This window comes from Neorhizobium sp. R1-B (assembly GCF_004368875.1).
GTDB classification, from domain to species: domain Bacteria; phylum Pseudomonadota; class Alphaproteobacteria; order Rhizobiales; family Rhizobiaceae; genus Neorhizobium; species Neorhizobium huautlense.
The window spans coordinates 1-14,945 of sequence record NZ_SOEM01000001.1 but is presented as its reverse complement, the minus strand read 5'-3'; the positions used below and the strand labels follow the sequence as shown (position 1 = coordinate 14,945).

The following is a 14,945-nucleotide window of genomic DNA, read 5'->3' as shown; positions in this document are numbered from 1 at the left end:
CGCGTCAGCCTTTCCATCGCAAGAAGACGGTAGCGAGCGGCGGGAGCGTCAGAGGAATCGAAAATTCCTTTCCATGTGAAGACTGCCTCTCTGTCCAGACTTCCGTCTGTCCCAGATTGGCGCCGCCGTAGAGGCCGGCATCCGTGTTGAGGATGACTTCCCAACGCCCCTCCGCGGGTACGCCGACATGGTAGCCATGACGAGGCACCGGCGTCATGTTCGACATCACCAGAATATAAGAAGACCTGTCCGCGGCGCTGCGCAGCATGCCGTAGATCGAGTTTTCCGAATCGTCCGCAACGGCCCATTCGAAGCCTTCGTGGTGTAGGTCGCTGTACTGCAAAGCCGGTTCCTGCCCATAAAGCCGGTTCAGGTCGGCGATCAATTTCTGAACACCCGCATGCTCGGGCCGATCAAGCAGGTCCCAATGAACCGAGCCGTCATGGCTCCACTCCGTTTCCTGGGCGATCTCGCATCCCATGAACAGCAGCTTCTTTCCGGGATGCCCCCACATGAAACCGTAGTAGGCGCGAAGGTTCGCAAACTTCTGCCAATGGTCGCCCGGCATCTTTCCAAGCAGCGAACCTTTGCCATGCACCACTTCGTCGTGGGAAATGGGAAGCATGAAGCGTTCGGAATAGGCGTAGATCATCCCGAAGGTCATCGCGCCGTAATGATATTTGCGATAGACCGGATCATCCTGCATGTAATGCAGAGTGTCGTGCATCCAACCCATGTTCCACTTGAAGTCGAAGCCGAGGCCGCCGTCTTCCGGCTTCTTCGTGACGCCCGGCCAGGCTGTCGATTCTTCCGCTACGGTGAAGGCATGCGGGCAGCGATCATGGATAATGCTGTTCAGGTGCTTGAAGAATTCCACCGATTCCAAGTTTTCCCGGCCGCCGTATTTGTTGGGTATCCATTCGCCTTCGTTGCGGCTGTAGTCGCGGTAGAGCATGGAGGCTACCGCATCCACGCGCAGCCCGTCCACGTGATAGTGTTCGAGCCACTCAAGTGCCGAGGCGATCAGGAAGCCCTTCACTTCGTTGCGGCCGAGATTGTAGATGAGGGTATTCCAGTCCTTGTGGAAGCCCTCGCGCGGATCCGCGTGCTCGTAAAGCGCAGTGCCGTCGAAGCGTGCGAGTCCCCAGACATCGGTAGGGAAATGCGCCGGAACCCAATCTAGGATGACCCCGATGCCGGCTTCGTGGCAACGGTCGATGAAATAGGCGAAATCTTCCGGAGTGCCGTAACGGCCGGTCGGGGCGAAGAGCCCAAGCGGCTGATATCCCCACGAGCCTCCGAACGGATGCTCCATGATTGGCAGCATTTCGATATGGGTGAAACCGAGGTTTTGCACATAGGGAACCAGCCGTTGGCTGAGTTCGACCCAATCCAGCACCCGGTTGCCCTCTTCGCTGACCCTTACCCACGAACCGAGATGGACCTCGTAGACGGACATCGCGCCTTCACCGGAACGGTCGGCGCGGCGTGCCCTCATCCACTCATCGTCGGTCCAGCGGAAGGGCTTGGAGGATGCCACGATGGAGGCGGTGGAAGGTGCCGCCTCGCTGGCGCGCGCGACCGGATCTGCCTTTTGAGGCAGCAGATTGCCATGCGCGTCAATAAGCTCGAATTTATACCGTTCGCCGTGGGTCAGGCGCGGGATGAAAAGCTCCCAGACGCCAGCTTGGGGGCGAAGCCGCATCGGGTGACGGCGCCCGTCCCAGGTATTGAAGTCGCCCACCACGGAGACGCGCTGGGCGTTGGGAGCCCAGACCGAAAACCGCACGCCCGCTGTACCCTCGATCTCCATCGGGATTGCGCCGAGCGTTCGCCCGAGGTCGTAATGCGTGCCCTGGCCGATCAGATGCAGATCGAGATCGCCGAGCAGCAGGGGAAAAGAATAGGGGTCTTCCGTTTCCTGGACCGTGTCCGGCCAGGTGATGCGAAAGAAATACGGAGCTGTGCTGCCGGTGACGCCGGCAAACAACCCGCCTTCATGAATGGATTCGAGCTGCGCCAGTATTTTGCCGGTTGCCGCTTCTACAACCTCCACCGCCACGGCGCCGGGGAGCAGGACGCGGACAATCGTCAGGTCGCCATATTGGTGGCGGCCCAGAATGGAAAACGGGTCGCCATGCCGCCCTTCCACCAGGGCCTGCAAACCCTCGCGGACAGTGCCGATCATCAGGTCTGTACGCTCGTATCTCATCAGGGGTTCTCCAGAAGTCTTGACGCGATCGCCGAGAAGCCGGCAAGGGGAAGAGGCAGCCAGTGCGGGCGGCTGCGCACCTCGTAGGCAATTTCATAGGCCGCCTTTTCGAGCAGGAAGAGGTTGAGAATGCTGTTGCGGGCCTCATCGGGAATCCGCAATGCATCAGATGCTTCGGTGGCGTCGAAATATGCCTGCAGGAAGGCCGGTTCTGCCTTCTCCATAAAACGGGTGACGAGCGCATTGTGGCGGTGGTGGTCCACTTCGTTCACCACTTCCCGGTGGAGATCGGCGGAAGCGGCCAGATAGCTCAGCGAGCGCAGCAGGCCGGCGACGTCGCGCATCGGGTTGGTCTTCGCGCGGCGGCCGGCAAGGTCCCGCGTCGGTTCGCCTTCGAAGTCGATGATGTAGGCGTCGCCTTCCGCCACGAGGATCTGCCCTAGATGGAAATCTCCGTGATTGCGCGTCATCACCGTGTCCTTGGCCGCTTCCGCCAAGTTTGCCGCCAGGTTCAGCAGCTCGTCCTTGCGTTCGAGCAACATCTTGGCTTCCCGCTGTGCCTCGCCCTCGAGCAGCTCTGCCTTTGCTTCGAGCAGCTCCAGGCTTTGAGAAATCTGACGTGTTGCCGCCTCGCGCCATTGCAGCACGTCCTCATCCGTGGCTCTCACCGGCGTAAACGCTTCGTCGTCGGTCTGCTGGGCCAGGACCACATGCAGCTCGCCAAGCCGTCTGCCGATCATGATCACGAAATCGATGAGCGGCTTAAAGTAGTCGTCGGTGGCCTCGCCATCGAGACCGGTGACGACGATCTCGTCTATCACCCGGCGAAGGTTGCTTAGCATCCAGTTCCAGGCATCACCCTGGTTGCGGATCGCGGCTTGAACGATGATCAGCGTGTACCGGTTGCCGTCCGGCGCGATCCGCGCCACCTCGCCAAGCAGTTGGGCAGTGTTTTTGTAGCCCGCGAGCGTGAGATATCGCGTCATCTCCACCTCCGGGTGAATGCCGGGGAAGATGTGGCGGATGAGTTTAACCATCGCCATGTCGCCGAGGATGAGCGAACTGTTGGACTGCTCCGCTGAAAGCCAGTGGACTTGCATATCGTCGTTGACATTCACGCAGTCGAGATGGTCGGTCCCCAGGAACTCGAGCGTGCCGCCCCGGCCGGAAATCACCGCTCGCTCGCAAAGCCCCCGTATCACGCCGCGAGCCAGGGTCTCCATGGCAAAACCGTCTGTCAGGAAGCCGACGCGGCGGCCCTGGCGAATGCGGGCAAGGGCGAGTTGCTGCGCAAGTGCGCTGGGCTGGTTGTCGTCCCAGGAGACGGCCAGCGGCAAAAGATAGGTATCCTTGCGCCCTCCGAGATCGACCTCGAGTTCTCCGAGCAAGATATTGTTGGCGAAGGCGATCGGAGTTGCGGTCGTCAACCTAGCGGAGTGCAGGATCTCACCCTTCGAGCCGAACCAGCGGCGCTTGCCGAGATAGGGCGGCAACACGTCCTGCGACAGCGTGTTTGTCAGCCTTGGTTCGTCCATCAGCTCTTGCAGGTCGCGACGGATCACCATCGTTACCATGTCCTGCATCTGCTCGGGTGGCTCCGTTCGCCACACCGGCCCGTCAGCCTCGGTGGCGAGCTGGAACCAGAAGAAGCCATAAGGCGGCAGTGTCAGCAGGTAGGTCAGCTGGCCGATCGGAGGAAACGGCGACATGCCGGTCAGCTCGATCGGCACGCGGCCTGCAAATTGGGCGAGGTCCAGTTCGACCGCCTGCGGCAGCCGCGAGAGGTTGGCGACGCAGAGGATCGTCTCGCCGTCGTGTTCGCGAAGGTAAGCAAGGATTTTGCGGTTGCCGGGCGCCAGGAACCTTAAGGAGCCGCGGCCAAAAGCCATGTGCTTGTTACGCAGCGCCAGCATCCGTCGCGTCCAATTGAGAAGCGAATGGGCATCGGCTCCCTGCGCCTCGACATTCACCGCTTCATAACCGTAAAGCGGGTCCATGATCGGCGGCAGGACGAGGCGGGCAGGATCTGCCTTGGAGAAGCCGCCGTTGCGGTCCGGCGACCATTGCATCGGAGTGCGAACGCCGTCGCGGTCTCCCAGATAGATATTGTCGCCCATGCCTATCTCGTCGCCATAATAGACGACCGGTGTGCCGGGCATCGACAGCAGCAGCCCGTTCATCAGTTCCACGCGACGGCGGTCCCGTTCCATCAGCGGCGAGAGCCGGCGTCGGATACCGAGGTTGATGCGGGCACGTCGGTCCGCGGCATAGATATTCCAGAGATAGTCGCGTTCTTCGTCCGTCACCATTTCCAGCGTCAGCTCGTCATGGTTTCGAAGGAAGATGGCCCATTGGCAGTTTTCGGGAATTTCCGGGGTCTGCCGCATGATGTCGGTGATGGGGAAGCGGTCTTCCTTGGCGATCGCCATGTACATGCGGGGCATCAGTGGAAAATGGAAGGCCATATGGCATTCGTCGCCGTCGCCGAAATATTCCCGCGTATCCTCCGGCCATTGGTTGGCCTCGGCGAGCAGCATTCGGCCGGGATGGGTGGAATCGAGCGCCGCGCGGATCTTTTTCAGGATCGTGTGGGTCTCCGGGAGGTTCTCGTTGATCGTGCCTTCGCGCTCGACGAGATAGGGAATAGCATCCAGTCGGAAGCCGTCGATGCCGGTCTCGAGCCAGAAGCGCATCACGCCCAGCAGTTCCTCCAGCACCAGCGGATTGTCGAAGTTCAGATCCGGCTGGTGCGAATAAAAGCGATGCCAATAATAGGCGCCGGCGACGGGGTCCCAGGTCCAGTTCGACTTTTCGGTATCGAGAAAGATGATCCGGGTTTCCGGGAATTTATGATCGGTGTCCGACCATACGTAGAAATCCCGTTCCGGCGATCCGGGCGGCGAATGCCGCGCCCGCTGGAACCACGGGTGCTGATCTGAGGTGTGGTTGATGACGAGTTCGATGACGACCCTGAGGCCCCGTTGATGGGCGGCTTCCACGAACGCCGTGAACTCCTCTATCGTGCCGTAGTCGGGGCTGACATTGGTGTAGTCCGCGATATCGTAGCCGTCGTCTCGGCGTGGCGAGGGGAAGAAGGGTAGAAGCCAGATCGTGTTGGCGCCGAGCGATGCTATATGATCGAGCTTTTCGTGCAGCCCCTTGAAATCGCCGATGCCGTCGCCGTTGGCGTCGAAGAACGATTTGATGTGAAGCTGGTAGATGATCGCGTCCTTGTACCACAGTGGATCGGCCTCATGAGAGTGGGCCTGGTTCTGCGATTGGCCGCGGCTGCCCGTCATATCCATCTTTTCGTTCCTCCCTTACCTCACGCGCCAGATCGCAAACGGCAGGCCGTGATGCGGATCGAGCCGGATGCGCTGGACCTTCCCGGTCAATGTGAATTTCTGGCCGGTAATCAGATCTTCGACATCAAGTGCGCCATGGTCCGGGAGGTTCCATGACCAGAGCGGAATTTCGACATCTGCCTCCTGGGCGTTATGAGGATCGAGGTTGACGGCGATGAGCAAAGCGTTCTCGCGCCCGGGGCTCGTCTTCTCATAGAACATGATGTTGTCGTTCCAGGCGGTGAGAAGTTGCAGACCGAGATGCGAATGGAGCGCAGGGTTCTCGCTTCTGATCCGGTTCAGCATGGTAATTTCGGACTTGATATTGCCCGGACGGTCATAGTCCCAGGCGCGGATTTGGTACTTTTCAGAGTCCGCGTATTCCTTGCGTTTGGCATCCGGCCGGCCTTCGCAGAGTTCGAAACCGTTATAGACACCCCAGAGCCCCGAAAGCGTCGCGGCGAGCGCTGCCCGGATCAGATAGGCAGGGCGCGGGGCGTTCTGCAGGAAGTCCGGGTTGATGTCGTGGGTGTTGACGAAGAAGTGCGGCCGGAAGAAATCCTTCGGCTCTTCTGTGGTGATCTCGCGCATGTACTGCTCGAGTTCCCATTTCGCGTTCCGCCAGGTGAAGTAGGTGTAGGATTGCGAGAAGCCGATCTTCGCCAGCCGGTACATGACTTTCGGCTTGGTAAAGGCTTCCGAGAGAAACACGACATCGGGATGCCGCGAGCGTATGTCGGCGATCAGCCACTCCCAGAAGGGGAAGGGTTTGGTGTGAGGATTGTCGACCCGGAACAGCTTGACGCCATTGTCGACCCACTTCTGCACGACATCGCGCAGTTCGACCCACAGGGAAGGGATCGCATTGCTGGCGTAGAAATCGACATTGACGATGTCTTCGTATTTCTTGGGCGGGTTTTCGGCATATCGGATCGTGCCGTCCGGCCGCCAGTCGAACCACCCGGGATGCTGCTTCAGCCAGGGATGATCGGGCGAGCATTGGATAGCCAGATCGAGCGCGATCTCCAGGCCTTCGCCCTCGGCGGCCTCGACCAGGCGCCGGAAATCGTCGAATGTACCAAGCTCGGGATGGATTGCGTCGTGGCCGCCGGCATGCGAACCTATCGCATAGGGGCTGCCGGGATCATCCGGCCCGGCGTTCAAGCTGTTGTTCTTCCCTTTGCGGTTGGTCTTGCCGATCGGGTGGATCGGCGGAAAATAGAGAACATCGAAGCCCATCGCCCGGATTGCCGGCAGGCGGCGGATGACATCGTCGAAGGTGCCGTGTCGGTTCGGGTCGCCGCTCTGGGAGCGCGGGAAGACCTGGTACCAGCTCGCAAAGGAAGCAGCGGTCCGCTCGGCATCGACGGGAATGACCTGGGAACGGACGCGATGAGGGCGGCGGTCCGCCTCGGCCATCAGCTCGGCGGTTTCCGGCGCAAGCAGAATTTCGGTTCGCTGCTGGTCCTGAGCCGCCGTCAGTTTGTCGAAGAGGGCCTGCAGGCGGGATCTGACCTTGCCCTCTGCATAGTCGAGCGCGTCCAGGACGAGATTGATTCCTTCCTGGATTTCCAGCCGGAGATCCAGTCGCGCCTCATGTTTCTTGGTGAACTCGTAGCGGAAGATGGCGAAAGGATTGCGCCATCCCTCGATCGCAAATTCGTGCCGCCCAACGCGCTTTAAGGGGAATTCCGCCTGCCAGCGATCGTTGAGTATCAGTTGCATGGGCACCTGCTGCCATGCCGTATCGTCCGCGGCGCGCCAGAGCAGCGCCGCTGAAAGCGGATCGTGTCCATCGCCGAAAATATCGGCTTCCACCTTGACCGTTTCGCCGACCACCCGCTTCACCACAAAGCGGCCCTCGTCGACGCATGGCGTAATTTTCTCAATGGCAAGTCTTGGGGACGCCGCTGCCGTGTTGACATCCGGTACGGGGGCCGCATCGATGATGGGTATGGACGCCCGCCCTTCGAAGACCCGCAATTCTCCCGGCTTCAGCTTGAGCTGAGGAGCAAAGATTTCGTTCTCGTTTTCGCGCGATGTCAGCGGCAGGAAAGGGGCGGCTGCCTCTCGCAACACGTTGTATGGCGCGTTCGTGACCCGACGCAGGTCCCGGTTCAGAACCACGACCCTGATCCTCTCGGAGGTACGCGGATCCTCGCTGTCGGTCTGCAGCAGCGCGACGGCAGGTGCCTGGCTGGTGGAAATGAGCCGGAGCGGCTGGCGGGCAAAACCGGCGGCGGTCTTGTTTGTGCTTGCGTTGGTCGCGCGGATCTCGCCCGAGAGATCGAAGGATCCTCGTTCCCGCAGCCCCCGCAGGCCGAGCCCGTCGCCGTGCAGCGGATCCAGGGGAATCGCTGCTCCGTATTCGAAGCCCATAGGTACCATCAGGCCGCTGGCGAAGGTCGATGCCAGCTTCAGCGCCCGGATTGCCTTGCGCTGGAGTACCTCGCAGCTGTCCGTCCCGTGCGCCATGCGCTTGGCGAACGGAGCCTCGGGGAAGGTGATCTGATAACCGAGCTCCCGCTGGATCTGGTATTCGTCCATGATCCAGCGCTCTTCCAAATTCCACCACGCAAACGAGGAGAAGCTGCCGTCGAAACCGGTTCCCTGCAGAGCCTTGCGGTCCCCGAATGCACTGCCGGGCGTCCAGGCAAGGAAGGTGGTTTCCGGCGCGGTCTTGCGCGTTGAGAAGATGAGATCATACCAGGCTTCCGGAGCAATCCGGCCGATGCCAAGGCAGCGGAAGCCTACAATCCCGATTTCCGCCAGCCAGGCAAGCCGGCTCCGCCAGTCTTCGATATGCCGGACTTCACTCAAAAAATCGATGCGGCGGCTGCAGCTTTCCTGCGGCGCGAGGCGCGGGTCTGCGATGACCGGCCTCGCCTCGTCGGCACCGACAGCCACGCGATCGATCACGACGTCGAGCATCAGCTTAATGTTGTTTTCGCGTGCGGCGGCAACGAGAGCCTTGAAGCCGTCTTCCGGTGATTGTCCGAGGCCCAGACGAGTATCCAGGCGACCGAAATCCTTCGTCACGAAGACGCTTGTATTCGCGCCCCGTTCGAATAAAGGCGCCGTCAGCACCGTGTCAAAGCCCAGATCTTGCGCATGGGCGAAGACTTCGCGCCACGCATCAAGCCCCTTTAGCATCAATGGGTGGACGTAGTAGATCTGGGGCGGCAACTGCGAGAGCGAGATTCGCGAAGCGAATTGGGGACGCGTATTCATCGGTGGGACCTCGCCGTGAAGGGTTTGCGGGGTCTAACTGCAAGGCAGGGCGGCTTGTTCCGCTAAAGTTGGCGCGATTGCCAACTTGCAAGCTTTTGCATGTCTGCATGTGGCTTCGTCGGGATAGACGCAGGCCGCCAGAAAACTTGCGATGTTCCTGCTTCGCAAAAGCCGCCCGCCTCGATAAACAGGTCCGGAGGAAGCGCGCTGGGAGGCACGGGATGGCAAAGCTGAAAGTAGCGATGATCGGGCTTGGAATGGCAGCAGGCCATCATGCCCGCAGCCTGCTCGACCTCTCCGACAGGATCGAATGTGTCGCGGCCTATAGCCCTACCGCGGCAAGGCGTGAGGCTTTTGCTGCCCAGTACCCCATCCCGACCAGCGGTGATCTCGATGCGATCTTCGAGGATGCAAAAATCGAAGCCGTGCTGATCCTGACGCCGCCGAACACCCATCTCGAACTTGTCCGGCGTGCCGCTGCCGCAAAGAAGCATATTCTTCTCGAAAAGCCGCTCGATATCACGTTCGAAAGATCCGAAACGATCGTTCACATTGCCAAACAGGCCGGCGTCCTGTTCGGCGTGGTGCTGCAGAACCGGTTCCGTGCAGCGGTGCTGGCGCTCGACGAGATCGTCAAGAGCGGTCGGCTCGGACATTTGGTCGAAGCGTCTGCCGCGATCCGCAACTGGCGACCCCAAAGCTACTACGATGTGGAAGGGCGAGGTACGCGGGCGCGAGACGGGGGCGGTGTCTTGCTGACGCAGGGCATTCATACCATCGATTTGCTGTTGAGCTTTGCCGGCCTTCCACAAGAGGTCGCATCCATTGTGAGGACCAGCCCCATTCATTCCATGGAAACCGAAGATCTGGTTGCTGCCACCTTCTCATTTCAGGGCGGGGCGATCGGCACGTTGAACGCCACGACCTGCGCCTATCCCGGTCTGCCGGATCGCATCGAACTGATCGGCACCAAGGGAACGGCCGTCTTTTCGGGAGACACGCTTCAGGCAGCCTTCATGGATGGTACGCAGATTGCTGCTGGCGGAGACAATTCCGGCAGCGGCGCAGGGGCCAACCCAATGGCCTTCGGGCACGAATTGCATCGCGCCCTCATCGAAAATTTTTGCGACGCGATCCGTGATGGAGCCCGCCTGCGCGTCACAGGCGAGGATGCACTGAACGCTCATCGCTTTATCGAGGCGATCTTGGCCGCCGGGCGATAGCGGCAAGCTCTCCGTTCAGCAGATGATGGTCTCGGCGATCTTGATTCCGAACCCCTCGAGACCGACGTAATGGCGCTCGCTGCGGGTCAGAAGCTTGATCGAGGTGACGCCGAGGTCCTTGAGAATCTGCGCTCCGAGGCCGATTTCCAGCCATTCGCTTTCACGCGCTTGAGCTTCCGCATGGCCCTCCTGATCCTGCCGGAGCTTGCGGCCGTGGTCCTTCTGGCCGACGCCGACCGAACCTTCCCGGAGATAGATGATCACGCCGCGGCCTTCTTCTGCGATCTTCGCCATATAGGCGTCAAGCGGCCGATGAGCACCGAATACGTCGCTGGCGACATTTTCGAGATGCAGGCGGACCGGAATTTCCTCGCCGTCACGGATGTCGCCGAAGATGATGGCGACATGCTGCATCGGGTCCCAGGGAAGCGAATAGGCATGCGCCTTCGCCTTGCCGTGAGGCGTGTCGATGTCGAACTTGGACTGCAGTTCGATCAGCGTTTCCTTGCGCTGGCGGTAGGCGATCAGATCCGCCACCGAGACCTGCTTCATACCGTTCTTCAGGGCGAAATCGGCAACCTGCTGGCCGCGCATCACGGTACCGTCGTCGTTGACCAGTTCTGAAATCACGCCGATCGGCGGCAGGCCTGCAAGGCGGCAGAGATCGACAGCCGCTTCCGTATGGCCCGAACGCATCAGGACGCCGCCCTCGCGGGAGATGAGGGGGAAGATATGGCCGGGCCGCACGAAATCGGAAGGGCCGGCATTCGGGTTGGCGAGGTTGCGGACGGTGAGTGTCCTGTCGTCGGCGGAAATGCCGGTTGTCGTGCCGTGCTTGAAGTCGACGGTGACGGTAAATGCGGTCGTATGGGCGCTGTCGTTTTCCGCCACCATCGCGTTGAGGTTCAGGCGCTTGGCCTCTTCGCGCGGCATGGGGGCGCAGACGATACCGGAGGTGTGGCGCACGATGAAGGCCATTTTCTCCGGCGTGCAATGCACGGCCGCGACGATCAGATCGCCTTCGTTCTCGCGATCGTCGTCATCCGTAACCACGACGATTTCCCCAGCCTCGAAGGCTCGGATGGCATCAACAACGCGTTTCTGGTCATAGGCCATGGGTGATTGTTCCTAAAGGGTCTGCCCGGTCTGGGCCCGATGGCGGAGGTAATGATCGGCGATCGCGCAGGCAACCATCGCTTCGCCGATCGGTACTGCACGAATGCCGACACACGGATCGTGCCGTCCCTTGGTGCGCACTTCGACATTGTTGCCGTCGGCATCGATCGATCGTCTTTCGGTGAGGATCGAGGAAGTTGGCTTGATGGCAAACCGGGCGATCAGGGGCTGCCCGGTCGAGATTCCCCCTAAAATTCCGCCCGCATGGTTGGAGAGAAATATCGGGTTTCCGTCGTTGCCCATGCGCATTTCGTCGGCATTTTCTTCGCCGGAGAGTTCGGCCGAAGCGAAACCCTCGCCGATTTCGACGCCCTTCACGGCGTTGATGGACATCAGGTAGCTTGCAATGTCCTGGTCGAGCTTGCCGTAGACCGGGGCACCGAGACCAGCTGGGACGCCTTCGGCGACGACTTCCACAACGGCTCCGATCGATGAGCCGGCCTTGCGAACCGCATCGAGATATTCTTCCCATACGGGCACGATCTCCGCGTCCGGAGAAAAGAAGGGATTGCGGCCGACCTGGTCCCAATCCCAGTTCGCCCGGTTGATCTTGTGCTTGCCGATCTGGACGAGCGCGGCGCGGACGTTGGCGCCCGGCACCACCTTGCGCGCCAGTGCGCCCGCGGCAACGCGAGCCGCAGTTTCGCGGGCGGAGGAGCGGCCGCCGCCACGATAGTCGCGGATGCCGTATTTGACGTCATAGGTATAGTCTGCGTGTCCGGGGCGATAGCGCTGGGCGATCTCGCCATAATCCTTGGAGCGTTGGTCGGTGTTCTCGATCAGCATGGAAATCGGGGTGCCGGTCGAGATCATGGTCTCGCCGTCGGCATCCATCATCACACCGGAGAGCACTTTGACGATGTCATCTTCGCGTCGCTGTGTGACGAAACGCGACTGGCCGGGCTTGCGCTTGTCCATCCAGGCCTGGATTTCGGCATGGGTGAAGCGGAGACCGGGCGGGCAGCCGTCCACGACGCAACCGAGCGCCGGGCCGTGGCTTTCGCCCCAGGTGGTGACGCGGAAGAGGTGACCGAACGTATTGTGCGACATGGCAATGCGGAACCGTTTGTGGCGGAGTAGGCCTCCCGCCGACTTCTGACGCGGTTGTCATATGGAAAAGGGCGTCAGGCGACAAGCCTTTCTTGTTTGAACGGTTAGCCAGCCGGGCTGGGCGCGGTCTATGCCGCCGCTTTGCGCCAATTCGTGAGCGCTGCCTGAGTGAAATCGTTAAAGGAGAGCGGTCGCGAGAAGGCATAACCCTGCAGGAGATCGCAGCCCAGCTCGCGCAGCAGCGCGGCGTGCTGCATCGTTTCGATGCCTTCCGCCACCGTCTCGACCCCGAGCGACCGTGCAATATCGATGATCGAACGGACGAGCGCGCGTTCCTGCGGTGAATCGAGGATCGGCATGACGAGCTGCCGGTCGATCTTCAGGCGCTTCGGCTTCAGCTTCAAAAGGCTGACGATGGACGTATGACCGGTTCCGAAATCATCGATTTCAATGTCGATCCCGAGCTCCTTGATGCGCTTCAGGTTGTCGATGACGACGTCCTCGCTTTCGTCGAGGAAGATCGATTCCACCAGTTCGAAGGAAATCTCGCCGGGAATGATCTCCAACGGCTTCAATCTGTCGATCAACCTCTCGTCGTGCAGGCGCTTGGAAGAGACGTTCACCGAGACCTTGGGAATCTTGAGGCCGCGGGCAATCCAGCGCAGCTTGTCCCTCATGGCGGTCTCGAGCACGATCTGGTCGAGCGTTGCCGAGACGTTCAGATCCTCTGCGATCTTTAAGAATTTGTCCGGAGCAAGGACCCCGTGATGGGGATGGTTCCACCGGATCAGCGCCTCGACGCCGACAAGCTCGTTGGTTTGCGCGTCGAACTGCGGCTGATACCAGCTTGTGAACTCGTCGTTGTCGATACCGGCAAGAACCTCGTCGGCGGTGCGCTTGTGGCTGACGATCTCGGCCTGAAGGTTCTGAGTGAAGAATTCGTACCGGTTGCGGCCCAGACCCTTCGCCCGATAGAGCGCGAGGTCTGCGTTGACGAGAGTGCGGCGGGCGTCGACATTCATGCCGTTTGCCTGCGCAATGCCGATCGAAACGCCGCAGCGGCAGGAAAAGCCCTCGAAATCGATTGGCTGATGAAATTCGACAATGATCCGCTGTGCAAGCTGTGCCATCTCCTCGGCGCTCGCATTGTCGACCGCCAGGATGACGAATTCGTCGCCGCCGATGCGAGCGACGATATCGGTGCCGCGGACGTTGCGCGACAGGACGCGTGAAGCATGCACGAGCATGGCGTCTCCTGCCGCATGGCCGAGCGTATCGTTGATCTGCTTGAAACGGTCGAGGTCGAGATGCAGGAGCGAGAATTTCTGCCGTTCGGTCTGGCTCGCACGGGAGAGCCGGTCCAGCTCCATGTCAAGCTTGCGGCGGTTTGCAAGCAGCGTCAGCGGATCGTGCAGCGAATTGTGCTCGATACGGCTCTTGGCAAGCTCGAGTTCGGCGTTCTTGGCGTCGGCTTCATCCTTGGCGGCCTTGAGCTGCTGGGTGAGGATCGCGTCCTGGGTTACGTCGAAGGCGATGCCGACCATCTTCCGCGCCCCGTCGCGGGTGACATGCAATTTCCCGATGGACCGGATGTAGCGAGAGGATCCGTCGGGCTGTAGAACGCGGGCGACGAGCGGCGGGGGCTGCAACCCCTCGCTCAAATGATGCGTTTCCTGTTTGGCAAGTTCCCGATCGTCCGGGTGGAGGAGGTTGATCCATTGATCGCGATGGATGATCCCGTCGGTATAGGGAATGCTGTGCAACTGACACATACGGGCATCCCATATTTCAGTTTGCGTGACCGGATCGGACTCCCAGATGCCGCAGTTGTAGGAGGCGAGGGCGAGATCGAACCTGGTGGAGAGCTCCTCGAGCTCCTGTTCGCGGTTTGAAAGTTCGTCGAGCGCGAGTTCCAGCTCCGCATTCTTGATGTCGGTATTTTCCTTGGCGCTCCTCAAGCGCTGCGACAGCTCCGTGAGGTTGAGTTCGCGCGCTTTCAGTATGGCGATGTGGCGATTGCGCTCCGAAATGAGCGACGCAGCGATGAATATCGGCACGATGACCATGCCTACCGCCAGAGCAATCCCAAGGCGGAAGCGCGACTGGTTCGGCGGTGTTACGTCCCAGCCGGAATGGGGCGCGGCAAGCATTGTCCAATTGGCACCCTTGAGGGGGATCGCCCATTCCATCGGGGATTGACCCTCAATGGAATCGTCGCCGTAGAAGGCGAAATATTCGGGCCTGTCGGCGTCGCGAAGAACGACGTTCAGCCAATCCAGATTGAGGAGGTTCGTTCGGGCAATCGGATTTGGCGAAAAGGTCACGCCGGAGGCTTCGATGAAGCCTCTTTCCTCTATCAAAATGGCAATCGCGCCCCACAATCCCCCTCCGTCTTCGCTTTTCGGTACAGGCATGACCAGCGTCAGGTGGTCGTCCTGTGTTCCGCTGAGGAAAGACAGACGGCCGCGGCCGTCCACCGATTTCAGGCTGCTTGCAAGACGTGAAAGATCGACGCTACCGATTTTTCCCGATGCGCCGTTGACGATCCCCTCGCGGGTAATGACCTGGGTCAGTTCGAAATTAGGCGCGACCGCGACCGCAAAAAAGTGCCGCCCCTTATACATTGAGAGGCCGGAGCGTCTGTTATGATGCTCCGGCCTCGTTTGTCATTGGGGTGATCGCAACACCGCAATGGCTGAGGGCAAAGCG

7 protein-coding genes are annotated in these 14,945 nt (G+C 60.5%); 1 reads left to right on the top strand and 6 read right to left on the bottom strand.

Annotation, left to right across the window (positions count from 1 at the left end; genetic code table 11):
* Nucleotides 1-4: 4 nt before the first annotated feature.
* Genes glgB through EDE05_RS00025 form a run of 3 tightly spaced genes read right to left on the bottom strand, consistent with a single transcriptional unit; the run spans nt 5 to nt 8,787 of the window.
* Nucleotides 5-2,212 (bottom strand): 1,4-alpha-glucan branching protein GlgB, encoded by a 2,208-nt coding sequence (gene glgB / locus EDE05_RS00035; protein WP_134099289.1) that lies wholly within the window; start codon nt 2,210-2,212, stop codon nt 5-7.
* Entirely contained in the window at nt 2,212-5,511 is a 3,300-nt protein-coding gene (treS, locus tag EDE05_RS00030) for a maltose alpha-D-glucosyltransferase (RefSeq protein ID WP_245519848.1), read from the bottom strand. The genes glgB and treS overlap by 1 nt, the downstream gene beginning before the upstream one ends.
* A gap of 21 nt (nt 5,512-5,532) precedes the next feature.
* Nucleotides 5,533-8,787 carry an alpha-1,4-glucan--maltose-1-phosphate maltosyltransferase gene (locus tag EDE05_RS00025; RefSeq protein WP_134099283.1) on the bottom strand — a complete coding sequence of 1,085 codons (3,255 nt, stop codon included), beginning with the start codon at nt 8,785-8,787 and terminating at the stop codon, nt 5,533-5,535.
* A gap of 221 nt (nt 8,788-9,008) precedes the next feature.
* On the opposite strand from EDE05_RS00025, the gene EDE05_RS00020 reads away from it, so the two are divergent.
* Entirely contained in the window at nt 9,009-10,010 is a 1,002-nt protein-coding gene (locus EDE05_RS00020) for a Gfo/Idh/MocA family oxidoreductase (protein ID WP_134099280.1), read from the top strand.
* A gap of 15 nt (nt 10,011-10,025) precedes the next feature.
* On the opposite strand, the gene ribB is transcribed toward EDE05_RS00020, so the two are convergent.
* The 3 genes from ribB to EDE05_RS00005 all read right to left on the bottom strand — a co-directional run bounded on the left by ribB (nt 10,026) and on the right by EDE05_RS00005 (nt 14,860).
* Nucleotides 10,026-11,126 carry a 3,4-dihydroxy-2-butanone-4-phosphate synthase gene (gene ribB, locus EDE05_RS00015; protein ID WP_134099277.1) on the bottom strand — a complete coding sequence of 367 codons (1,101 nt, stop codon included), beginning with the start codon at nt 11,124-11,126 and terminating at the stop codon, nt 10,026-10,028.
* A gap of 12 nt (nt 11,127-11,138) precedes the next feature.
* Entirely contained in the window at nt 11,139-12,236 is a 1,098-nt protein-coding gene (aroC, locus tag EDE05_RS00010; protein WP_105373259.1) for a chorismate synthase, read from the bottom strand.
* Between the two features lie 128 nt (nt 12,237-12,364).
* Entirely contained in the window at nt 12,365-14,860 is a 2,496-nt protein-coding gene (locus EDE05_RS00005; protein ID WP_134099274.1) for an EAL domain-containing protein, read from the bottom strand.
* Nucleotides 14,861-14,945: the final 85 nt, after the last annotated feature.

Bases quoted from the DNA above. Each gene is read 5' to 3' on its own strand.
- glgB (WP_134099289.1), bottom strand. From the start codon at position 2,212: ATGAGATACGAGCGTACAGACCTGATGATCGGCACTGTCCGCGAGGGT.
- treS (WP_245519848.1), bottom strand. From the start codon at position 5,511: ATGACGGGCAGCCGCGGCCAATCGCAGAACCAGGCCCACTCTCATGAG.
- EDE05_RS00025 (WP_134099283.1), bottom strand. From the start codon at position 8,787: ATGAATACGCGTCCCCAATTCGCTTCGCGAATCTCGCTCTCGCAGTTG.
- EDE05_RS00020 (WP_134099280.1), top strand. From the start codon at position 9,009: ATGGCAAAGCTGAAAGTAGCGATGATCGGGCTTGGAATGGCAGCAGGC.
- ribB (WP_134099277.1), bottom strand. From the start codon at position 11,126: ATGGCCTATGACCAGAAACGCGTTGTTGATGCCATCCGAGCCTTCGAG.
- aroC (WP_105373259.1), bottom strand. From the start codon at position 12,236: ATGTCGCACAATACGTTCGGTCACCTCTTCCGCGTCACCACCTGGGGC.
- EDE05_RS00005 (WP_134099274.1), bottom strand. From the start codon at position 14,860: ATGTATAAGGGGCGGCACTTTTTTGCGGTCGCGGTCGCGCCTAATTTC.